Origin of the sequence: Paracoccus sp. S4493 (assembly GCF_000967735.1) — a bacterium.
Lineage (GTDB): Bacteria > Pseudomonadota > Alphaproteobacteria > Rhodobacterales > Rhodobacteraceae > Paracoccus > Paracoccus marcusii.
Genome location: NZ_JXYF01000048.1, coordinates 1 through 20,077 on the forward strand (window position 1 = coordinate 1; position 20,077 = coordinate 20,077).

Genomic DNA, 20,077 nt, shown 5'->3' on the forward strand with positions numbered 1-20,077 from the left:
GGCGCGGGCGATCTCCTCGGCCGGGTCGCCGGTGATCAGCACGTAGCCGCGCGGGCGGCCGTCGATCACCACCGGCAGGCGGGTCTCCTGCGGGTCGGGGGCGACCAGGGCCGCGAACCAGCCGGGCGCGCGCAGCGCCGGGTCGGGCGGACCCGCGGGCTGGCGCAGCGTCCCGTCCAGCGCGTTCAGGATGCCGATGCGGGCGTGGCGGGGTTCGGTCAGCCGTTCGGGCAGCCGCGCCATGATGCGGTCGGGCGGCACGGCCCCCTGCATCGTGCCAATCGTGGCCAGCACCAGGTTGCGCGCCGTCTCGGCGCCCATGCGCGTTTCGGTGGCGATGTCGCGGCGCAGCCGGTCCAGGCTGCCCAGGGCCAGCAGCGCGATCAGGCCCAGTTGGACGATCAGGATCAGCGTCAGGATGCGGGTGCGCAGCGTCATGGCGCGACAGTGCCGCCAAGCGGTTGCCGGGGCAATGGTCCGCGTCCCCGCCGCAATCGTCGCGGCGGTGAATGGGCGGGCTTTCCTGTCCCGACGGCCCCGCGTAAGGATATGCGGATGAGCGATTATGACGATCTGTCGGCCCGCATCCGGGCCCTGTGTGCGGGCGAGACCGACGAGGTCGCGCTGATGGCGACCGTCGCCTGCGAACTGCATCATTCCGACGACCGGTTCGACTGGACCGGCTTCTATCGCGTGGTGGGCCCCGAGCTGCTGAAGATCGGGCCCTATCAGGGCGGGCACGGCTGCCTGGTCATCCCGTTCTCGCGCGGGGTCTGCGGGGCGGCGGCGCGCACGCGAACGGTTCAGATCGTGCCCGATGTCGAGGCCTTCCCGGGCCACATCGCCTGTTCCAGCAGCACCCGATCCGAGATCGTGCTGCCTGTCCTGGGCGCGGGCGGGCGGCTGATCGGGGTGCTGGACATCGACAGCGACCGCCCGGATGCCTTTGGTCAGGCCGACGCGGATGCGTTGACGGCGATTCTGGCGGACGCCTTCGGGCATCTGTGATCACGATGGGGATGGCAGCAGGATGATCTGGGACACCTTGGCGAACATTCCTGTGGGACAGCTGACCGCGTTCATCGCGGGCGGGCTGGTCCTGAACTTTGCGCCCGGTCAGGACGTGTTCTTCGCCAGCGCCTGCGGCATCCAGGGCGGGCCGCGCGCCGGGGCCTGGGCCGGGTTCGGCGTGGGCCTGGGCGTGCTGATGCACGTGGCGCTGGCGACCGTGGGCCTGGGCGCGATCGTCGCCGCCCATCCCGAGGCGCTGCGCGCCATCAAATACGCGGGCGCGGCCTATCTGCTGTGGCTGGCGTGGAAAAGCTGGCGGTCGGGGGACATCGACCCGTCGGCCCGGGGCAGCGTCAGGGTCTGGAACATCATTCGCCGCGGGTTCCTGTCCAACGCGCTGAACCCCAAGCCGGTCCTGTTCCTGCTGGCCTTCCTGCCGCAGTTCACCAACCCCGCCTGGGGCCCGGTCTGGCAGCAGATCCTGGGCCTGGGGCTGATCTTCGCATCCACGGGGACGCTGGTGACCATGGGATACGGCATCGTCGGCGGGATCGCAGGCGGGGTGATCGGCAAGCGGCTGGGGATGGTCAACAAGATCGCCGCCGTCATGTTCGCGGGGCTGGCGCTGCGCCTCGTCTGGAAATGACCGAATTTGTCTATGCCCCGCCGCCGGACATCCCGGTGGTCCTGCATGCCGACGACCACGTGCTGGTGGTGGACAAGCAGGCGGGGTTGCTGTCGGTGCCGGGGCGCGGAGGGGATCGGGCCGACTGCCTGATCGCCCGCCTGCGCGAGGCGTTTCCGACCGTGCTGCTGGTGCATCGGCTGGACCTGGACACGTCGGGGGTGATGGTCTTTGCCCTGACCCCGCAGGCGCAGCGCGACCTGTCCAAGCAGTTCGAGGATCGGCTGACCAAGAAGGTCTATGTCGCGCGGCTCTCGGGCCGCCTGCAGCCGGAAACCGGTCGGGTCGACCTGCCGCTGATCGTGGACTGGCCGAACCGGCCCCGCCAGAAGGTCGACCATGTCGAGGGTCGGCCTGCTCAGACCGACTGGCGCGTCGTCCGCGCGACCGATGCGGAAACACGGTTGCGCCTCATGCCCGTCACAGGGCGCAGCCACCAGCTGCGGGTGCACATGGCGTCCCTGGGCCACCCGATTCTGGGCGATCCGCTTTATGCGACGGGGACGGCCGCCGCCCATCCCCGCCTGATGCTGCATGCCGAAAGCCTGCGGTTCCGCCACCCCGACACCGGGGTGCAGACCGGGTTTTCGGCCAAGGTGCCGTTCTAGGCGTCCGCTTCGGCGTACCACGGCGCCACGACGACCTGCGTACTCGACCCGCCCTCGGCCACCAAGTCTGCGAACGCGTCCAGGTCGCTGCCCCGGTGGTGATACGGATAGACCACGTCGGGGGCAAAGGCGGTGACTGCCGCCGCCGCCTGATCCACCGACATCGTATAGGGCAGGTTCATCGGCAGGAACGCCACATGGATGTCGGTCAGGGCACGCAGTTCGGGCGTATCCTCGGTATCGCCGGCGATCAGGAAGCGCTGGCCCCCGATGGTCAGGATATAGCCGTTGTCGCGGCCCTGCGGATGGTTCTGCAGCCGGTCCTCGGTGATGTTGTAGGCGGGGATGGCCTCGATCGGCAGTCCCAGGGCCTCTCCGCTGTCGCCATTGGCCATCGTCGTCGTGCGTTCGGCCATGGCGGCAGGCAGCATCCCGGCCACGGCGGGGTTGGCGATCATCGGCACCTCGGGCAGGGCGTCCAGCGTCGGCTGGTCGTAATGGTCGCCGTGTTCATGGGTGATCAGGATCAGGTCGGGCGCAGGCAGGTCGGCATAGGCCTCGGCCCCGCCGACCGGATCGACATAGATCACCCCCGCGGGCGTCTCCAGGACCATGCTGGCGTGATCGACGGGGTGGATCACGACCTCTCCACCCTCGACCGCATGACGAAAGCCGGCGTCCTGCGCGCGGGCGGTGCGGGGCAGGACCAGGGCGGGCAGGACGGCAGTGCCCATCAGGGCTGCGGCCAGTTTCAGTCCGGTGCGACGGGTCAGGTGCATGCTTTCTCCTGCGGAATGGGGGAAAGAAAGGCCAACCCCGGCAGCGTGCCGGGGGTTCCGGCCCGCGCTTGCGGCGCATTGCCGCGTGACCTACAGCTTGGGGCGCAAGCCATGGCAGGGGATCGGGATGACACATCTGTGGGTCAGGGCGGAAAGCCGCCCGAACGAGGATCGCGTGGGCATCACCCCGGACGGGGTCGCCGCGCTGATCGGGCAGGGCATGCGCGTCACGGTCGAGGACAGCCCCCGCCGCATCATCCCGACCGAAGCCTATGCCAAGGCCGGCGCGACCATCGCCCTCGAGGGCAGCTGGCCCACCGCGCCCGACGACGCAATCGTCTTCGGCCTCAAGGAGCTGCCCGAGGACGGCACCCCCCTGCGCCATCGCCACGTGATGTTCGGCCACGCCTTCAAGGGCCAGCCCGCGGGTCGGGTGCTGCTGGACCGGTTCCGGGCCGGGGGCGGGGCGCTTTATGACCTGGAATATCTGACCGACGACACGGGGCGCAGGCTGGCGGCCTTCGGGTACTGGGCGGGCTATGCGGGGGCGGCGGTGTCGCTGATGGCCTGGGCCGCGCAGCAGTCGGGCGGCATCTGCGGCCCGGTGGCCGCCTATCCCGACCGGCACTGCCTGCTGGACGACCTGCGGGCGCGGCTGGACGCCACCGGCCGCCCGCGTCCGCGGGCCATCGTCATCGGCGCCAAGGGCCGCGTGGGCAGCGGCGCGGCCGACCTGCTGACCGCGATGGGCGTCACCGTGACCGGGTGGGACATGGCCGAGACCGCCCATGGCGGCCCCTTCCCCGAGGTGCTGATGCACGATATCTTCGTCAACGCGATCCTGGCCCATCCCGGCGCCCCGGTCTTCGTGCCCGCCGATGCCGTGGCGCCGGGCCGTGCGCTGAGCGTCATCGGCGACGTGGCCTGCGACCCGACCAGCGATTTTTCCCCGATCAAGGTCTATGACCGCACCACCACCTGGGACGCGCCGGTCCTGCGGGTGGCGGATGCGCCGGTGCTGGACGTGATGGCGATCGACAACCTGCCCTCGATGCTGCCGCGCGAAAGCAGCGAGGATTACGCGGCCCAGCTGCTGCCCGTGCTGCAGGGGCTGGACGACCTTGACGCGGGCGCCTGGGGCCGGGCGGGTGCGTTGTTTCGCGACCATCGCGACGCGCGCTGACGCGCGCTGACATGGGCGCCGTCACGGCCGCCTGACAGGGACGTGTTGCCGCAGGGGGGAACGCCGGGCCGTGTCACGAATTGGGCAGGGTATTCACCGGATCGGAGGACCCCATGACGCGCCGTACGACGACAAGCCTGACCACCCTTGCCGCCACAGGATTCCTGGCCTCGATGGCCGCGGCGCAGGGTTTCAACGATGCCGCCCCCAACGGGGCCGCCTATGACCAAAAGCCCGCCTTCGAAGGCCAGACCCGCGCGCCCATGCTGGACAGCACCGGACTGCAGCAGCAGGTCCTGGTCGAGGGGCTGGAGCATCCCTGGGGCCTGCAGGAGCTGCCCGACGGGAACTGGCTGATCACCGAACGCCCCGGCCGGATGCGCATCTATACCACCGACGGTACCCTGTCCGAACCCATTCAGGGCCTGCCCGAGGTCGATGCCCGTGACCAGGGTGGGCTGCACGACGTGTCCGTGGCGGACGATTTCGCGGACACCCGCCGCGTCTGGTGGACCTATGCCGAACCCCGCGGCGACGGCACGAACGCCACCGCCGTCGCGACCGGTATCCTGTCCGAGGACGGCACCACGATGGACGATGTCCAGCGCATCTGGCAGCAGCAGCCGGCATGGGCCTCGACCAAGCATTTCGGCGCACGGATCGTGCATGACGGCGAAGGCCACATCTTTGTCGGCCTGGGCGAACGCAGCGACCCCGAACCCCGCCAATACGCCCAGGACCCGCAGGCGACATTGGGCAAGATCATCCGCATCAACGCCACCGACGGCACCCCGGCCGGGGCGGGAATCGAGGGCGCGCTGCCCGAGATCTGGTCCATCGGCCATCGCAACATCCAGGGCGCCGCGATGGGCCCCGACGGCCAGCTGTGGATGAACAAGCACGGCCCCAAGGGCGGTGACGAGCTGAACGCCGTCGAGGGCGGCCTGAACTATGGGTGGCCCCTGGCCACCTACGGCACCGACTATAGCGGGGCCCAGATGGGCGCGACCCAAGTCGAGGGTACCGAACAGCCGGTCTATTACTGGGATCCGTCGCCTGCGATCAGCGGCATGGCCTTCTATGATGGCGACATGTTCCCCGACTGGCAGGGCGACGCGCTGATCGGCGGGTTGCGGTCCGGCGACATCATCCGGCTGGAACTGGACGGCACCACCGTGACCGGAGAGGCGCGCCTGGCCCAGGGCATCGGCCGCGTCCGCGAGGTCGAGGTCGCCCAGGACGGCGCCTTGGTCGTCATCACCGACGAGGAGAACGGCCGTCTGGTCCGCCTGACCCCGGAAGGGTGATCCAGCCACGATCGGTTCTGGGGCGGTCCTGCGGGGCCGCCCTTTGTCATACCGGACGCTGCAGGTCGTCCTCGATGTCACCGGGAGAGATGCCCAGCCCCTCCAGCCCGGCCTCCAGCAGGTCGGCCAGTCGGGGTTCGCCCATCAGGTAATCCTCGGTCGGGACGGTCCGCTCGATCCGGGCGGTGCGGATCGCCTCCTCCAGTTCGGACGGCTCAAAGCTGTCGCGCCCGATCCACATCACCGCGACCAGGCTGGCCTGCTCATCCTCGTTCAGGCCCGCGATGAAATCGTGCAGTTCGGACCGGGTGCCATGCTGGCGTCCGCCGCCCTGATGGGCCCAGGGATTCACGCCGCTTTCGTAATCGCGGGCGCGGATGATCACATGGGCGATCTTGTCGACGGCAATCTGCAGCATCGCGGCACCTCCTGGCTGGGCACAAGATCGATCCGCGCGCGCCCTGCGTCAATCCCTGCGACCGAACAGGCGTTCGATGTCCGACAGCTGCAGCTTGACCCAGGTCGGGCGGCCGTGATTGCACTGGCCCGATTTTGGCGTCCGTTCCATCTCGCGCAGCAGGGCGTTCATCTCGTCCGCGCCCATCCGGCGGCCGGACCGGACCGATCCGTGGCAGGCCATCGACGACAGCACCGCATCAATGCGCGCCTGCAGCCGGTCCGACGCGCCCTGATCGGCCAGATCGTCCAGGATGTCGCGGATCAGCGCGCGCCCGTCTAGCCGCGCCAGCATTGCTGGCACCTCGCGCAGCGCGACCGCGCCCGGGCCGAACGGCTCGACCACCAAACCAAGCGCGGCCAGATCGGCGGCGATGGACAGGATGCGATCGGCATCGGCTGGGGACAGCTCGACGATCTCGGGGATCAGCAGGGCCTGGGCCGGGATGCCCGCGGCCTGCGCCTGCGCCTTCAGCCGCTCATAGACCAGCCGTTCATGGGCGGCATGCTGATCGACGATCACCAGCCCGTCGGGCGTCTGCGCGATGATGTAGTTCTCGTGGATCTGCGCGCGCGCGGCCCCCAGGGGCGCGTCCTCCATCGGCGCGTAGGCCACGACCGGGTCGAACCGCGCCGACGGCGTCTCGGCAAAGCCCGGCATCTGCAGGTCCAGCGCCGCCCGCACGGCCGCCGCCGACGGCCTGTCGGCCTGCCATGCGGGCCGCGGGTCTGACCGGTTTTCGGCCACAGGTTCGGGCCCCGGTTCGACCTGCACCGCCTGCAGCGTCGCGTCGCCTACCGTGCTGGAGGCGCGGTGCCCGGCCCCCGCCATCGCGTGGCGCAGGCTGCCCACGACCAGCCCGCGGGCCGATTGCGGGTCGCGGAACCGCACCTCGGCCTTGGCCGGGTGGACGTTCACGTCCACCATCTGCGGATCGCATTCCAGAAACAGCACCGCCGCCGGATGCCGGCCCGCCGCCAGCACGTCCATGTAGCCCGCCCTGAGCGCCCCGGTCAGCAGCTTGTCCCGCACCGGCCGCCCGTTCACGTACAGATGCTGCGCCACCGCCGCCCCGCGCGAATAGGTCGGCAGGGCGGCATAGCCCGTCAGGGTGATCCCGTCGCGTTCGGCATCCATGGGCAGGGCGTTGTCGATGAAATCCGTCCCCATCAGCCGGGTCAGCCGCGTGGTCAGCGCCCCGAACAGCTCTCCCTGCTCGGCATCGGCGCGAAAGATCTCGCGCCCGTCGGCGGTCAGCGAAAAGCCCACATAGGGTTCGGCCATCGCCAGGCGGCGCACCGTGTCGGCCACCGCCTGCGTCTCGGCCCGGTCGGTGCGCAGGAACTTCAGCCGCGCGGGCGTGGCAAAGAACAGGTCGCGCAGCTCGACCACGGTGCCGCAATTGGCGGCCGCCGGGCGCAGCGGGTCCAGCCGCCCTCCGGTGACCGCGATGGACGCCCCCTCGCCCCCCCGCGTGCGCGAGGTGATGGTCAGCCGCCCGACCGCGCCCAGCGACGGCAGCGCCTCGCCGCGAAAGCCGAAGCTGGTGATGGCCAGCAGGTCGGTCCCGTCGATCTTGCTTGTGGCATGGCGCGACAGGGCCAGCGGCAGGTCGTCCGGCACCATGCCGCAGCCGTCGTCGGTGACGCGGATCAGCCGCTTGCCGCCATCCTGGATGGCGATCTCGATCCGGGTGGCGCCGGCGTCCAGCGCGTTCTCGACCAGTTCCTTGACCGCCGAGGCCGGGCGCTCGACCACCTCGCCCGCCGCGATGCGGTTGGCGGTGGCCTCGTCCAGCTGGCGGATCACGGGGCGGCCGTCGGGGCGTATCTTGGGGGCATGGCTGTTCATCGCCCCAAATCTAGCAGGACTGCCCCGCGGCTGCCAGAGATTCGCGGGACATCAGCCCCCCGGAACGACCGCGCCGCGCCCCTTGAGGCGCGGCGCCACCGCTGTTGTCGGTTCAGTTGGTGACAGGGTCCGATTCGATCCCCTCGGGGCGGCCGACCAGCACGAAGCGCAGCCGTTCGGGGTCCAGCAGGCGCTGCGCCACGCGGGACACGTCCTCGGACGTCACCGCCTCGACCTTGGCATTGCGGGTATCGATATAGTCGATCGGGAATCCGATCAGCTGCATGCCTGCCAGGATCGATGCGATGCGTCCGTTCCCGTCGAACCGCAGGGGATATTCCCCGGTCAGATAGGTCTTGGCATCGGTCAGTTCCTGGTCCGTCACACCCTCGGCCATGCGGGCCCATTCGGCGCGGATCAGCTCCACCGCCTCGGCCGTGGTGGCGTTCGATCCCGACATGCCGCCCTGCCAGGTCTGGCCGTACAGCCCCGTGGCCAGCGCCGTTCCCACGCCATAGGTCAGCCCGCGCTTCTCGCGGATCTCCTCCATCAGGCGGGAACTGAAGCCCCCGCCGCCCAGGATGTGGTTGGCGACGAAAGCCGCGAAATAATCGGGGTCGTCGATCGGGATGCCCGGCCCGGCAAAGGCCACCACGGTCTGCGGGCTGTCCCAGTCGATGACCGTCGTGCCGCCGGTCACCTGCAGCTCCGCCTGCTCGGGCAGGGGGGCGGTCGCCTGTTCCGGCAACCCGCCCAGGATGCGGTCCAGCAGCAGCCCCAGCTCCTCGGCCGAGATGTCGCCCGCCGCGCCCACGACCACCCGGTCGCGCGCCAGCACGCGGTTCTTGGCCGCCACCAGGTCCTGCCTGGTCAGGGCCGCGACGCTGTCCGCCGTCCCGTTGATCGAGGTCGCATAGGGATGCGCGCCCCAGGCCTGCGCCGCCATCTCCTTGGCGGCGATGCTGTTCGGATCGGTCGCCTCGGACCGGATCACCGCCTGCACCTGGCCGCGCACGCGGGTCAGCGCATCGTCGTCGAACCGCGGCTGCGCCAGCGCCTGCGCCAGCAGGTCGGCGGCGGCGTCGCGGTTCTCGGTCAGGGACTGGAAGCCCACGGACACCGTGTCGTCGCTGGCCGAAAAGGACAGCCGCGCGCCCAGATCCTCGACCGCCTGGGCGAACTGCGTGGCGCTGTTCGACCCGGCGCCCTCCTCCAGCAACGCGGTCATCATGTTGACCGCGCCGCGCTTGCCCTCGGCGTCCATGCTGGCGCCGCCCCGGAACTGGATGTCCAGCGCCACAAAGGGGATGCTGTCGTCCTGGACCAGCCAGGCCTTGATCCCGCCCGGAGAGGTGACGTCCTGGATCTCGATCGCCTGCGCCGGCACGGCCAGCAGGGCAAGAACGGTGGCGATTGCGGCACGGATCATCCTTGCACCTCGGTCTGTTCGTCGGGGGTGGCCGGGGCCGGTTCCTGGGTCGCGGCGGCCGCCGCCTCCGCGGGGGCGGGCAGCAGCCAGCCGGTCACGGCGGGCGCCTGCAGCACGTCGCGGGCGGCGGCCATCACGTCCTCGGCGGTGACCGCGTCCAGGATGTCGGGCCAGTCGTTCACGTCCTGCACGGTCAGGCTGGTCGACAGCCCCTGGCCATAGTCATAGGCCCGGCCATGCGCCGAATCGCGCGAGTAGATCTCCTCGGCCCGGATGCGGGTCTTGACGCGCTCCAGGTCGGCCTCGTCCGGACCCTCGGCCAGAAACTGCGCCAGCGCCTCGTCCAATGCCGCTTCGGCCTCCTCGGGCGGGGTGCCCTCGGCCGGAACCAGCGACAGCATGAATTCGGTCCGGTCCAGCGACAGCCCGTCATAGCTGGCCCCCGCCCACAGCGCCGTTCCCGGCAGCGTCAGCTGCTGCGCCAGATACGAGGTCTGCGACGACCCGCCCAGCAGCGCCGCCAGCACGGTCAGCGCCGCCGCATCCTCCTGCGCGCCCGGATCGCGCTCCGCGGCCAGCACGGTGCGGATCATCCGGGGCTGCGCGACGCGCGGGTCCGACATCTCCAGCCGCCGCGCGGTCCGCTTGGGCGGCTCTTGCGGGCGGATGCGCGGTTCGGCCTCGCCCTTGGCGGGGATGGCACCGTAATGCTCCTCGGCCAAGGCACGCGCCTCCTCTGGGGTGACGTCGCCGGCGATGACCAGCACGGCCTCGTTCGGCGAATAATGCGTGTCGTACCAGGCGACCGCGTCGTCGCGGGTCAGCGCCTCGATCTCGTCGCGCCAGCCGATGATCGGCCGGCCATAGGGGTGGTTGTCATAGACGACCGCGTTCAGCTCCTCGGCGAACAGGGCGGCGGGGTCGCTGTCGACCCGCTGCGCGCGCTCCTCCAGCACGACCTGGCGTTCGGCCTGCCAGTCCTCATCGCGGATGTTCAGGTTGGCCATGCGGTCGGCCTCCATCCCCATCACCAGGGGCAGGCGGTCGCTGGCGATGCGCTGGAAATAGGCCGTGAAATCCCACGATGTGAAGGCGTTGTCGCTGCCGCCGTTCGCGGTCACTGTCTTGGACAGCTCTCCAGGCTCCAGCGTATCGGTGCCCTTGAACATCAGGTGTTCCAGATAGTGCGCGATGCCGGACTTGCCCGGCACCTCGTCCGCCGCGCCGATCTTGTACCAGACCATCTGCACCACGACGGGCGCACGCTCGTCCTGGATGACCACCGTCTCCAGGCCGTTGGGAAGGGTGAAATGGGTGACGCCGTCGGGCATCGGGGCGGCGGCGTCCTGCGCCAGGGCGGGCAGGCCGGTCAGCGACGTGCCAAGCGCCAGGGCCACTGCCAGGGCGGAACGGGATGCGGGGTGACGCATGGATGGAGCAACCTCCTCTTGCTGAAGGGCAACTTGGACTTCAGGGGCAGGCCGCGCAAGCCACGCTCGCGCGAATGTGCAGCGCCGGCGGCAGGGGTCGCGGCGCCAGCCGCGCGCCCGGACGGCCCCCTCGATGGGGGCGGACCGGGCGACCCGTTCCGACCCGCGCGCCGGTCAGGCGGTCAGACGCACCGGCAAGGACAGCGGTCCATGCGCCTGCAGCCCCTGTTTCCACCGCACCGGCCCATCCGCCGCCATCCCCGGCGCGCGGGCCAGCAGGGCCGTGAACAGCGTCTCCATGTTTAGTCGCGCCAGATTGTTGCCCAGACAGACATGCACGCCTGCGCCAAAGGCCAGGTGCACGTTCGGACGGCGGGTGACGTCAAAGCGGTCGGCATCGGCAAAGGCCTCGGGGTCGCGGTTGGCCGACGCGTAAAGCAGCCCGAACAGCGTGCCTTTGGGCCAGTCCCGCCCGCAGATCGTCAGATCCTCCGACGCATAGCGGTGAAAGAACGGCAGCGGCGCGGCAAAGCGGAACATCTCCTGCACGGCCTGCGGCATCAGGTCCGGCTGCGCGCGCAGCAGGGCCGCCTGGTCCGGGTGATCCAGCAGCGCCACCATCCCCGACCCCAGCACGTCGATGGTCGATCCATGCCCCGCATGCAGGATCTGCATGATCGTGGCGATCAGCTCGTCATGGGTCATCAGGCCCGCGCGCTCGGCCTCGATCATCGCGGACATCAGGTCGTCGCGCGGGCGGGCGGCGCGTTCGGCGTGCAGGTCCTCCAGCAGCGCCGCGAACAGGCGCGTGGCCTCCTCGGCGCGAGCCTTCTTGGCGGGCGTCCGGTCGATGTCGAAGTAGCTGACCACGTGATCGGACCATTCGGTCATCTGCGGGGCCAGCGCCGGGTCCGTGCCGATCAGGTGGCCGATCACCTGTCCAGGCAGGTGCGCCGCCAGATCGGCGATGAAATCGATCCGCCCCTGCGGGACCAGGCGGTCCAGCGCGGCATCGACCCAGGCCGTGACGAAGCCGCGCATCCCCTCCAGCCGGGTCCGGGTAAAGAACGGGAACACCGCGCGGCGCAGCCGGTCGTGATCCGGCCCGTCCGTGTCCAGCATCGAGGTCTGCACGAAGCGTTCGTGGAACGGCATGTCGTGGAAGTTGCCCGCGACCTGCATCGCGCGCACCTGTTCGGGCGGGGCAAAGGCCGCGGGCGCGCGCACCATGCGCCGGTCCAGCGCGATGGCGCGCACATCCGCCATGCGCGATGCCAGATGGCCACCGAAGCCCGGCCAGAGGGGCAGGCCCGGCTGCGCCCTGAGCGCCGCATAGGCGGGCCAGGGATCGGCCCCGAAACCGGGGTCGGTCGGGTCGAAGACGGCGGTGCTCACTCTGCCGCGTGCGCCGGCGCGGTCGAGGTGATGGCCCCGGCGCGCTGCCAGCGCCGCTGTTCGCTGACCGGGTCCAGCGCCATCGGCGCATAGGCGCGCTGATAGACCGGCGTGCCCATGATGCGCTCCAGCGGGCGGCGGCCGTTGCGGGCCCGCCATTCGGCGTCCGATTGTGCCAGGCGTTCGCGGATCTGCGGGTCGGTGCCCGCGCGGGCGGCCTGCGCGACCAGCGCCTGGTCCGCGGCCCCGATGCCCTGGTTCGCCAGCCGTTCCGGGTTGCCGCCCAGGGCGGCGACCGCGTCGCCGCGGGGGTTCGGATCAGTGATGTTCGCGCCGCCCGGCGTGGGTGCGGGCAGCACCGCCAGATCGGGCGGCATCGACAGCGACCGCGTGGGCAGGATCGCGAATTCATCCGGCCCCACCTGGCCCGCGCCGATATTGTTCAGCGTCCCGCCGCCACAGGCGGAAAGCCCCATCGCGGCCGCTAATCCGATCACCAGCGCGCTTGTCCGCATGTCCTGCCCCCTTTGATCCGTTGCGCCGTTCTAGCCCGGTTTTCCGTCGCCGTCACGACCCTGTTGGTCGGCGGGCGCGAACAGGTCGGGCTGGCGCGGACCGGCGGGCGGCGGCGAAGGCACCTTGGGTGCCGGACGCGCAGGCGGCTTGGGGGCCGTGCGCTGTGTGCGGGGCTTTGCCGGGGCGGGGGTTTCGGTCGTCTTGGGCTGCGGCATCAGCACCAGCCCCAACGCGCCCGCAAAGATCGAGATGTCGGCCACGTTGAAGCTGTAGGGGTTCTGCCAGCCCGGCAGCGACATGTTCAGGAAATCGGCTACCGCACCATAAAGAACGCGGTCCACCACGTTGCCCAGCGCGCCGCCGATCAGCAGCCCGGCCGAAATGCGGGCGAACCGCCCCAGGCCCGCGCGCCAGACCCAGATCCATACCCAGGTGCAGATGACCAGCGCCACCCCGATCAGCACCCAGCGCATGATGTCCGTATCCGACGCCATCAGGCCAAAGTTCACGCCCTGGTTCCAGGCCATGCGCAGGTTCAGCCAAGGGGGGAACACGTCGATCGACCGCACGCGGTCCAGGTCCAGCATGTGGACGACGACGTATTTCAGCGCCTGGTCGGCCAGAAAGATCGCCAGCGCGACCCAGATCACCGGCCGCATGTCGCTGCGCGCGGGCTGGGGTGCCGGGCGCGCCTTGCGGGCTGCGGGTTTCGCGGGCGCGGCCATCAGTGGCGGAAGTGACGCTGGCCGGTCAGGACCATCGCCAGCCCAAGGCGGTTGGCCGCCGCGATCACCTCGTCGTCGCGCATCGACCCGCCGGGCTGGATGACCGCGCGGGCGCCGGCCTCGGCCAGGGCCTCGATGCCGTCGGCAAAGGGGAAGAACGCGTCGGACGCCACCGCCGCGCCATTGGTCAGCGGTTCCGACAGGCCCAGGACCTGGGCCATGTCCTCGGACTTGCGCCGCCCGATGCGGGTGCTGTCCACGCGGCTCATCTGGCCCGCGCCGATGCCGACGGTGGCCAGGTCCTTGGCATAGACGATGGCGTTGGATTTCACGTGCTTGGCGACTGTCCAGGCGAACATCAGGTCGGCCAGTTCCTGTTCCGACGGCTGGCGGTCGGACACGATGCGCAGGTCGGCGCGGGCCACATGGCCGTTGTCGCGACCCTGGATCAGCATGCCGCCCGACACCTGCCGGAAGGTCAGCCCGCCCGCCCGCGGATCGGGCAGACCGCCCGTGGTCAGCAGGCGCAGGTTCTTCTTGGCGGCAAAGATGCGGCGCGCGTCGGCGTCGGCATCGGGGGCGATGACGACCTCGGTGAAGATCTTGACGATCTCTTCCGCGGTGGCCCCGTCCAGCGGCTGGTTCAGCGCGATGATGCCGCCGAAGGCGGAGGTGCGGTCACAATCAAACGCCCGCTTATAGGCCTCCAGCGCGGTCGCGCCCTGGGCCACGCCGCAGGGATTGGCGTGCTTGATGATCGCGCAGGCGGGGCCCTCCGCCGGGTCGAACTCGGACACCAGCTCAAAGGCGGCATCGGTGTCGTTGATGTTGTTGTAGGACAGCTCCTTGCCCTGATGCTGTTTGGCGGTGGCAACGCCGGGGCGAGCATCGCCCGTGACATAGAAGGCCGCCTGCTGGTGCGGGTTCTCGCCATAGCGCAACCCCTGCGCCAGCGTGCCGGCAAAAGCGCGGCGGCGGGGCGTCGCCTCACCGATGGCGTCGGCCATCCAAGTGCTGACGGCGGCATCATAGGCCGCGGTGCGGGCATAGGCCGTCTGCGCCATCCGCTGCCGGAAGGGCAGGGTGGTCCCGCCATTCGTGTCCAGTTCGGCCAGGACTGCGTCGTAATCCTGAACGTCCACGACAACGGTGACAAAGCCGTGGTTCTTGGCCGCGGCGCGGATCATTGCCGGGCCGCCAATGTCGATGTTCTCGATGCAGTCGTCATGGGCCGCGCCCTTGGCGACGGTCTCCTCGAACGGATAGAGGTTCACGACCAGCAGGTCGATCGCGCCGATGCCATGCTCCTCCATCGCCGCCACGTGGTCCGCGTTGTCGCGCAGCGCCAACAGGCCGCCATGCACCGCCGGGTGCAGCGTCTTGACGCGGCCGTCCATCATCTCCGGGAAACCCGTCACGTCTGCCACGTCGGTCACGGACAGGCCCGCGTCGCGCAGGGCCTTGGCGCTGCCGCCGGTGGACAGGATCTGGACGCCGCGCGCATCCAGGGCGCGGGCGAAATCGATCAGGCCGGTCTTGTCGGAAACGGAGAGAAGCGCGCGTCGGATGGCGACGGGGTCGGACATGGGGGCCTCGTGTCTCTGGGTGACGCCCAGTTACCGAAACCCCCGCCGAAGGTCCAGCGCCTCAGCGCTTGCGGGACGAGAACAGCTGCTGCGCCAGCTGCACCGCCGCCACGACCATCACGGCCGTGCCGATCCCCGAGGCAAGGCCGCCCGCACCCTTGGCCGCCGTGCTGGCGCCGCGCGTGCGCAGGACGGCCTGCGCCAGTTTCAGTCCCATCGCGACAGTGGTCAGCCTCATCTGGTCATCCTTTCATCCGCATTCGCGGAAGGAAGGCGCAAGGCGGCCCGACGGTTCCGTTCAGCCGGGCTTGCGCAGGCATGCCATGTAGAACCCGTCCATCCCGCCCCGGTCGGCCCAGTAATCCGGGCGCAGGCGCAGGCCGCCCTCCTCGGTGATCCAGGCGGGGTCGATGCCGGGCAGGTCGATCCGCGCCAGATCCGGGCGTTCCACGATCAGGCCGGGATGGCGGACCAGCACCTCGTCGATCTGGACCTCGCCCTCGTCGGGGATCAGCGAACAGGTGGCATAGACCAGCCGCCCACCGGGCCGCAGCACCGACAGCGCGTGATCCAGCAGGGTCGCCTGCAGCTCGATCAGCTCGGCGATGCCGTGGCCGTCGCGGATGAAGGGCAGGTCGGGATGGCGGCGGATGGTGCCCGTGGCGCTGCAGGGCGCGTCCAGCAGGATCGCGTCGGGTGCCACGTCGGGGCGCCAGTCCAGCACGTCGGCCGCGACCAGATCGGCGGTCAGCCCGCAGCGGGCCAGGTTCTCGGTCACGCGGCGCAGGCGCTGTTCGCTGATGTCCACGGCGGTGACATGGGCACCGGCCGCCGCCAGCTGCAGCGTCTTGCCGCCGGGCGCCGCGCACAGGTCTGCGATGCGTTCGCCGGGCCGCGGGGCCAGCAGGCGCGCGGGCAGGGCCGCGGCGGCATCCTGGACCCACCACTGGCCATCATCGAACCCCGGTAGGGCAGTCACCTGCACCGGACCCTGCAGGCGCCACGACCCGGTGGGCAGCGCATCGGCGCCCGGCACCGGGTCCGCGCCGGGCTTCATCGTCAGGTCAAGGGGCGCGCCGCGCTGATGGGCGGCCTCGATGGCGGTCATCACCGCGTCGCCGTAAGCCTCGACCAGCGGGCCGCGCAGCCATTCGGGCAAAGGTTGCGGTGCCAGGTCGGCCCAGCCCTGATACGCCCCCGCCTTGCGCAGGACCGCGTTGACCATGCCCGCCGCCGCCTGGCCGCGCGCGCCCAGCGTGCGGGTCAGGTCGACCGCCGCACCCACGACGCCGTGGGCAGGGGCGCCCAGCTCCAGCATCTCGACCACGGCCAGGCGCAGCACGTCGGCGATCTGGGGTGCGGGCCTGCGGTTCACGAAGGCGTCGATCACCACGTCCGCGCGACCCTGATGGCGCAGCGTCTCGGCCGCCAGCCGGGCCGCGCGGGCCTGTTCGGCCACCGGCAGCGCGCGCAGGCTGCCGGACTGGTCCGACAGGGACCGCCCGTCGCGCACGCCCTGGATCAATCGCAATGCGCCCTTGCGCGCCATATCGCCGCCCGGCTTTGCCAAAACGCTTTCCTTTGCCTAAGTGATGTTCAACACTGTTCCGCGACCCCTTACGCCCATTCGGAGGATCTTTCCATGAGCGATGACACCCCCGCCCTGCCCGCCGCCGCACAGCGCGCCCTGGCCGAGGCCGAGGCCCGCAGGAAACAGCAGGCCGGCCAGATCCTGCCGGTCGAATACGGCGGGCGCGACGGGCCGGAGCCGGTCCGCTATGGCGACTGGGAAAAGGGCGGAATCGCGGTGGATTTCTGAATGGACTGGTTGCGGGCATCGGCCACCCAGCAGGGCCGCGCCATCATGGCGGGGGTCCTGGACCCCATCGACCAGACCGAGGCCTATCTGGCCGCCGCGAAGGATCACCCCGACTGCGCGCGCATCTATGCCCGCCTGACCGCCGCCCGCGCCCGGTCCGAGGCCGTGGCCGCCCATGACCGCGCGAAACAGGAACGCCGCCACAGCCTGCTGGACGGCGTGGCCATCAGCTGGAAAGACAACATCGACAGCGGCGGCACCGTGACCGAGGCCGGATCGCGCCTGCTGGAGGGGCGCGTGCCGCGCAAGGACGCCAACATCCTGGCGCGCGCGGCCCGTCGCGGCATGGTCTGCCTGGGCAAGACCCACATGACCGAACTGGCGTTTTCCGGGCTGGGGCTGAACCCGCGCACGGCGACGCCGCCCAATGCGCTGGACCCGGACCTGGCGCCGGGGGGCTCGTCATCCGGGGCGGCGGTGTCGGTGGCGCTGGGGCTGGCGGCGGCGGCGGTTGGCACCGACACGGGCGGGTCCGTCCGCGTGCCCGCGGCGTGGAACGGGCTGGTGGGGTTCAAGCCCACGCATGGCGCGCTGCCCGAAAAGGGCGTGGTGCCCTTGGCGCGCAGGTTCGACATCGCGGGCCCCATCGCCCGCAGCGTCGAGGACTGTGCTCAGATCTTTGCGATCATGGCCGACCAGCGGGCCCCCGACCTGGACGGCGCCAGCGTGCAGGGCCTGCGCCTGATGGTGCTGGAGGGGCTGCCCTTCGACGACGCCGAATCCGGGCCGGTGACGGCGTTCCAGGACGCGGTAGATAGGCTGGGTCGGGCCGGTGCGCAGATCGCGCACGTCTCGACCGACTGGCTGGACAAGGCCATGGCCCTGTCGCCGCAGCTGTTCGCCCCCGAGGCCTATGGCATCTGGCGCGCCCAGATCGAGGATGCGCCGGAACTGATGTGGCAGCCCATCCTGGAGCGGTTCCGCGGCGGGGCAGGGGTCAGCGCGCCCGACTATGTCGCGGCATGGGAAAGCCTGGCCCGCGTGCGCCGCAAGTGGATCAAGGAGGTCGTCGGCGGATACGACGCCGTGCTGCTGCCGACGGTGCCGATCCTGCCGCCCGCGACCCAACGGCTGATGACCGACGGGTCGGAATTCGTGCGCGCCAACCTGCTGACCCTGCGCAACACCCGGATCGCGAACCTGCTGGGCCTGCCCGCGATCACCCTGCCCACCGGGCACCCGGCCTGCGGGATCAGCCTGCTGGGCCATGCCGGTCAGGACCGGCATCTGCTGCGCGTGGCGGCGGGGGCCGAGGCCGCACTGGCGTGACCGGGTCTTTGCTGGACGCAAGGCCCGGATCACGCTAATGTTTCCGCCAAGGAACGGGGCGCAGACCCCGAAAAGCGAGGCAGAGATGGCATTCCCCGAGCGGTTCTCGAACCTGCCGGACTACGCGTTCCCGCGTTTGCGGGCGCTGTTGTCGGATATCGAGCCGGGGCTGGCCCCCGGCGAATCCCCCATGATCCTGACCATCGGAGAGCCCCGCCACCCGATGCCCGGTTTCGTGGCGCAGGTGATGGCCGACAGCCTGCCCGAACTGGCGAAATACCCCCCGAACGAGGGTGCGCCCGAACTGCTGTCGGCGATCGGCGGCTGGCTGGACCGCCGCTATGGCCTGGAGGTTGCGCCCGACCGGCTGATGGTGCTGAACGGCACGCGCGAGGGGCTGTTCAACGCGGCCCTAGCCCTGTGCCCCGAGACCAAGGCCGGACAGCAGCCGATCGTGCTGGTGCCGAACCCGTTCTATCAGGTCTATGCGGTCGCCGCCGCCGCTGTGCAGGCGCAGGCGCTGTTCGTGCCGGCCACGCCCGCCACGGGCAACCTGCCCGATTACGCGGGGCTGGACCCGGCGCTGCTGGACCGGGTGGCGCTGGCCTATCTGTGTTCGCCCGCCAACCCGCAGGGGGCGGTGGCCGACCGCGAATACCTGGAAACGCTGGTGACCCTGGCCGAGAGGCACGATTTCCTGATCCTGGCCGACGAATGCTATTCCGAGATCTGGCGCGATGCGCCCCCGCCGGGTGCCCTGCAGGTCGCGACCGCGATGGGCCTGCCCGACCGGGTGGTGATGTTCAATTCGCTGTCCAAGCGGTCGAACCTGCCCGGCCTGCGGTCTGGCTTCGCCGCGGGCGGCCGCGCCCAGATCGCCCAGATGCGGCGGTTGCGCAACTATGCGGGCGCGCCCCTGCCGCTGCCGGTGCAGCGCGTCAGCGCCGCCGCCTGGTCGGACGAGGATCACGTGGCCGCCAGCCTGGCGCTGTATCAACAGAAATACCGCATCGCGGATGAGATCCTGGGCGACATCCCTGGTTATCTGCCGCCGGAGGGCGGGTTCTTTCTGTGGCTGTCGGTGGCCGACGGTGAACAGGCCGCGCGGACGCTGTGGGCGCAGGCGGGCATCCAGGTGCTGCCCGGCGCCTATCTGTCGCGCAACGTGGAAGGGATCAATCCCGGCGCGGGCTTCATCCGGGTGGCGCTGGTGGCCGATGCCGACCAGACGCGCGCCGCGCTGACCCGCCTGCGGGCGGTCCTATATGACGAAACGGGGGGCTGAGATCATGGCAAGCTGGCAGGCGAAACACCGCGACCCGCTGTTCGACCAGTCGACCCAGGCCGCCCTGGAACGACGCGGCAAGGAGGCCATCGGCGCGGGACTGATCATGCTGGGCATCCTGATCGCGATGATGCTGGGCAGCTGGTCGCCCGACGATCCCAGCTTCGGGTCGGCCACCGACGCACCGGCGCAGAACATGCTGGGCGGGATCGGGGCGATGATCGCCTCGGCGCTGATCATGATCGCGGGCATGGGGGCCTGGATGCTGGTCGTCGCGGCCTGGGTCTGGGGCCTGCGCATGATGCTGCACAAGGGCGAGGAGCGCCTGATGCGCGGCATCTTCACCCCGATCGCCGTGGCCCTGGTGTCGATCTATGCCAGCACGCTGATCCCAGGCCCCGAATGGCAGCAGAATTACGGCCTGGGCGGCCATTTCGGCGACATGGTGATGGGCGCGATGCTGAACCTGCTGCCGATGAAGGCACAGCTGGGCATCCGCCTGGCGGCGTTGCTGGTCGCGGTGGCCGTGGTCGCGGCGGCGGCCTTCGTCCTGGGCTTCGACCGGACCGAGGTCGCGGCTCTGTGGCTGCGGTTCCGGCAGGGGCTGGCGACGGCGCTGCACGGGACGGTTCTGGCGGGATCGGCCGCCGCCGGCGCGGCGCAGCGCCGGGGCCCGAGATCG

20 protein-coding genes and 1 pseudogene are annotated in these 20,077 nt (G+C 70.5%); 9 read left to right on the plus strand and 12 right to left on the minus strand.

Going from position 1 to position 20,077, the window contains the following annotated elements; all coding sequences use genetic code 11:
* A pseudogene (locus TW83_RS09120) lies at positions 1-438 on the minus strand (hypothetical protein); the annotation flags it as partial.
* 117 nt (positions 439-555) lie between these two features.
* Here TW83_RS09120 and TW83_RS09125 point away from each other — a divergent pair.
* From TW83_RS09125 to TW83_RS09135, 3 genes are read left to right on the plus strand one after another with little or no spacing between them, the layout of a single operon-like run.
* Positions 556-1,008: a GAF domain-containing protein gene (locus TW83_RS09125; RefSeq protein WP_045982463.1), complete on the plus strand. Its 453-nt coding sequence runs from the start codon at positions 556-558 to the stop codon at positions 1,006-1,008.
* 22 nt (positions 1,009-1,030) lie between these two features.
* A complete protein-coding gene (locus tag TW83_RS09130) occupies positions 1,031-1,657 on the plus strand; it encodes a LysE family translocator (RefSeq protein ID WP_045982464.1) in 627 nt (208 codons plus the stop codon).
* Positions 1,654-2,304 carry a pseudouridine synthase gene (locus TW83_RS09135; RefSeq protein ID WP_045982465.1) on the plus strand — a complete coding sequence of 217 codons (651 nt, stop codon included), beginning with the start codon at positions 1,654-1,656 and terminating at the stop codon, positions 2,302-2,304. The genes TW83_RS09130 and TW83_RS09135 overlap by 4 nt, the downstream gene beginning before the upstream one ends.
* Here the strand turns inward: TW83_RS09135 and TW83_RS09140 are convergent.
* The gene (locus TW83_RS09140; RefSeq protein WP_045982466.1) at positions 2,301-3,083 is read right to left on the minus strand and encodes an MBL fold metallo-hydrolase; all 783 of its coding nucleotides are present in this window, start codon (positions 3,081-3,083) and stop codon (positions 2,301-2,303) included. The two genes, TW83_RS09135 and TW83_RS09140, sit on opposite strands and share 4 nt — an antisense overlap.
* 127 nt (positions 3,084-3,210) lie before the next feature.
* On the opposite strand from TW83_RS09140, the gene TW83_RS09145 reads away from it, so the two are divergent.
* Positions 3,211-4,266: a saccharopine dehydrogenase gene (locus TW83_RS09145; protein WP_045982467.1), complete on the plus strand. Its 1,056-nt coding sequence runs from the start codon at positions 3,211-3,213 to the stop codon at positions 4,264-4,266.
* Between the two features lie 113 nt (positions 4,267-4,379).
* Positions 4,380-5,573 carry a PQQ-dependent sugar dehydrogenase gene (locus tag TW83_RS09150; RefSeq protein ID WP_045982468.1) on the plus strand — a complete coding sequence of 398 codons (1,194 nt, stop codon included), beginning with the start codon at positions 4,380-4,382 and terminating at the stop codon, positions 5,571-5,573.
* Positions 5,574-5,619: 46 nt separating this feature from the next.
* On the opposite strand, the gene TW83_RS09155 is transcribed toward TW83_RS09150, so the two are convergent.
* From TW83_RS09155 to TW83_RS09195, 10 genes are all read right to left on the minus strand, one after another.
* Positions 5,620-5,991, minus strand: a complete 372-nt coding sequence (locus tag TW83_RS09155) for a DUF3775 domain-containing protein (RefSeq protein WP_045982469.1) — start codon at positions 5,989-5,991, stop codon at positions 5,620-5,622.
* Between the two features lie 48 nt (positions 5,992-6,039).
* Positions 6,040-7,881, minus strand: coding sequence for a DNA mismatch repair endonuclease MutL (gene mutL, locus TW83_RS09160; RefSeq protein WP_045982470.1), 1,842 nt, complete (start codon positions 7,879-7,881; stop codon positions 6,040-6,042).
* A gap of 112 nt (positions 7,882-7,993) precedes the next feature.
* The gene (locus TW83_RS09165) at positions 7,994-9,310 is read right to left on the minus strand and encodes a pitrilysin family protein (RefSeq protein WP_045982471.1); all 1,317 of its coding nucleotides are present in this window, start codon (positions 9,308-9,310) and stop codon (positions 7,994-7,996) included.
* Positions 9,307-10,740, minus strand: a complete 1,434-nt coding sequence (locus TW83_RS09170) for a pitrilysin family protein (protein WP_045982472.1) — start codon at positions 10,738-10,740, stop codon at positions 9,307-9,309. The genes TW83_RS09165 and TW83_RS09170 overlap by 4 nt, the downstream gene beginning before the upstream one ends.
* 174 nt (positions 10,741-10,914) lie before the next feature.
* On the minus strand, positions 10,915-12,135 hold the full coding sequence (locus tag TW83_RS09175; protein ID WP_045982473.1) for a cytochrome P450: 1,221 nt from the start codon (positions 12,133-12,135) through the stop codon (positions 10,915-10,917).
* A complete protein-coding gene (locus tag TW83_RS09180) occupies positions 12,132-12,650 on the minus strand; it encodes a DUF3035 domain-containing protein (protein ID WP_045982474.1) in 519 nt (172 codons plus the stop codon). The genes TW83_RS09175 and TW83_RS09180 overlap by 4 nt, the downstream gene beginning before the upstream one ends.
* Positions 12,651-12,680: 30 nt before the next feature.
* A complete protein-coding gene (lspA, locus tag TW83_RS09185) occupies positions 12,681-13,310 on the minus strand; it encodes a signal peptidase II (RefSeq protein ID WP_045982480.1) in 630 nt (209 codons plus the stop codon).
* Positions 13,311-13,375: 65 nt separating this feature from the next.
* Complete coding sequence (purH, locus tag TW83_RS09190; protein ID WP_045982475.1) at positions 13,376-14,962, minus strand: bifunctional phosphoribosylaminoimidazolecarboxamide formyltransferase/IMP cyclohydrolase; 1,587 nt, start codon at positions 14,960-14,962, stop codon at positions 13,376-13,378.
* A gap of 61 nt (positions 14,963-15,023) precedes the next feature.
* Complete coding sequence (locus TW83_RS20535) at positions 15,024-15,200, minus strand: hypothetical protein (RefSeq protein WP_157001474.1); 177 nt, start codon at positions 15,198-15,200, stop codon at positions 15,024-15,026.
* 60 nt (positions 15,201-15,260) lie between these two features.
* On the minus strand, positions 15,261-16,511 hold the full coding sequence (locus TW83_RS09195) for a transcription antitermination factor NusB (RefSeq protein WP_045982476.1): 1,251 nt from the start codon (positions 16,509-16,511) through the stop codon (positions 15,261-15,263).
* Positions 16,512-16,604: 93 nt separating this feature from the next.
* Here TW83_RS09195 and TW83_RS09200 point away from each other — a divergent pair, with 93 nt between their 5' ends.
* The 4 genes from TW83_RS09200 to TW83_RS09215 form a co-directional block, all read left to right on the plus strand.
* Complete coding sequence (locus TW83_RS09200) at positions 16,605-16,781, plus strand: DUF1674 domain-containing protein (RefSeq protein ID WP_042251299.1); 177 nt, start codon at positions 16,605-16,607, stop codon at positions 16,779-16,781.
* Positions 16,782-18,110 (plus strand): amidase family protein, encoded by a 1,329-nt coding sequence (locus TW83_RS09205; protein WP_045982477.1) that lies wholly within the window; start codon positions 16,782-16,784, stop codon positions 18,108-18,110.
* Positions 18,111-18,195: 85 nt separating this feature from the next.
* Positions 18,196-19,395 carry an aminotransferase class I/II-fold pyridoxal phosphate-dependent enzyme gene (locus TW83_RS09210; protein WP_045982478.1) on the plus strand — a complete coding sequence of 400 codons (1,200 nt, stop codon included), beginning with the start codon at positions 18,196-18,198 and terminating at the stop codon, positions 19,393-19,395.
* A 4-nt stretch (positions 19,396-19,399) separates the two neighbouring features.
* On the plus strand, positions 19,400-20,077 hold a 678-nt coding region (locus TW83_RS09215), incomplete at its 3' end, for a DNA translocase FtsK 4TM domain-containing protein (RefSeq protein WP_045982479.1).

What these genes read in the sequence shown, in the direction of transcription:
- TW83_RS09130 (WP_045982464.1), top strand. Translation starts at nt 1,031, where the DNA reads ATGATCTGGGACACCTTGGCGAACATTCCTGTGGGACAGCTGACCGCG.
- TW83_RS09150 (WP_045982468.1), top strand. Translation starts at nt 4,380, where the DNA reads ATGACGCGCCGTACGACGACAAGCCTGACCACCCTTGCCGCCACAGGA.
- TW83_RS09200 (WP_042251299.1), top strand. Translation starts at nt 16,605, where the DNA reads ATGAGCGATGACACCCCCGCCCTGCCCGCCGCCGCACAGCGCGCCCTG.
- TW83_RS09125 (WP_045982463.1), top strand. Translation starts at nt 556, where the DNA reads ATGAGCGATTATGACGATCTGTCGGCCCGCATCCGGGCCCTGTGTGCG.
- TW83_RS09155 (WP_045982469.1), bottom strand. Translation starts at nt 5,991, where the DNA reads ATGCTGCAGATTGCCGTCGACAAGATCGCCCATGTGATCATCCGCGCC.
- TW83_RS09140 (WP_045982466.1), bottom strand. Translation starts at nt 3,083, where the DNA reads ATGCACCTGACCCGTCGCACCGGACTGAAACTGGCCGCAGCCCTGATG.
- TW83_RS09135 (WP_045982465.1), top strand. Translation starts at nt 1,654, where the DNA reads ATGACCGAATTTGTCTATGCCCCGCCGCCGGACATCCCGGTGGTCCTG.
- TW83_RS09210 (WP_045982478.1), top strand. Translation starts at nt 18,196, where the DNA reads ATGGCATTCCCCGAGCGGTTCTCGAACCTGCCGGACTACGCGTTCCCG.
- TW83_RS09180 (WP_045982474.1), bottom strand. Translation starts at nt 12,650, where the DNA reads ATGCGGACAAGCGCGCTGGTGATCGGATTAGCGGCCGCGATGGGGCTT.
- TW83_RS09170 (WP_045982472.1), bottom strand. Translation starts at nt 10,740, where the DNA reads ATGCGTCACCCCGCATCCCGTTCCGCCCTGGCAGTGGCCCTGGCGCTT.
- TW83_RS09145 (WP_045982467.1), top strand. Translation starts at nt 3,211, where the DNA reads ATGACACATCTGTGGGTCAGGGCGGAAAGCCGCCCGAACGAGGATCGC.
- TW83_RS09165 (WP_045982471.1), bottom strand. Translation starts at nt 9,310, where the DNA reads ATGATCCGTGCCGCAATCGCCACCGTTCTTGCCCTGCTGGCCGTGCCG.
- mutL (WP_045982470.1), bottom strand. Translation starts at nt 7,881, where the DNA reads ATGAACAGCCATGCCCCCAAGATACGCCCCGACGGCCGCCCCGTGATC.
- TW83_RS20535 (WP_157001474.1), bottom strand. Translation starts at nt 15,200, where the DNA reads ATGAGGCTGACCACTGTCGCGATGGGACTGAAACTGGCGCAGGCCGTC.
- lspA (WP_045982480.1), bottom strand. Translation starts at nt 13,310, where the DNA reads ATGCGGCCGGTGATCTGGGTCGCGCTGGCGATCTTTCTGGCCGACCAG.
- purH (WP_045982475.1), bottom strand. Translation starts at nt 14,962, where the DNA reads ATGTCCGACCCCGTCGCCATCCGACGCGCGCTTCTCTCCGTTTCCGAC.
- TW83_RS09205 (WP_045982477.1), top strand. Translation starts at nt 16,782, where the DNA reads ATGGACTGGTTGCGGGCATCGGCCACCCAGCAGGGCCGCGCCATCATG.
- TW83_RS09195 (WP_045982476.1), bottom strand. Translation starts at nt 16,511, where the DNA reads ATGGCGCGCAAGGGCGCATTGCGATTGATCCAGGGCGTGCGCGACGGG.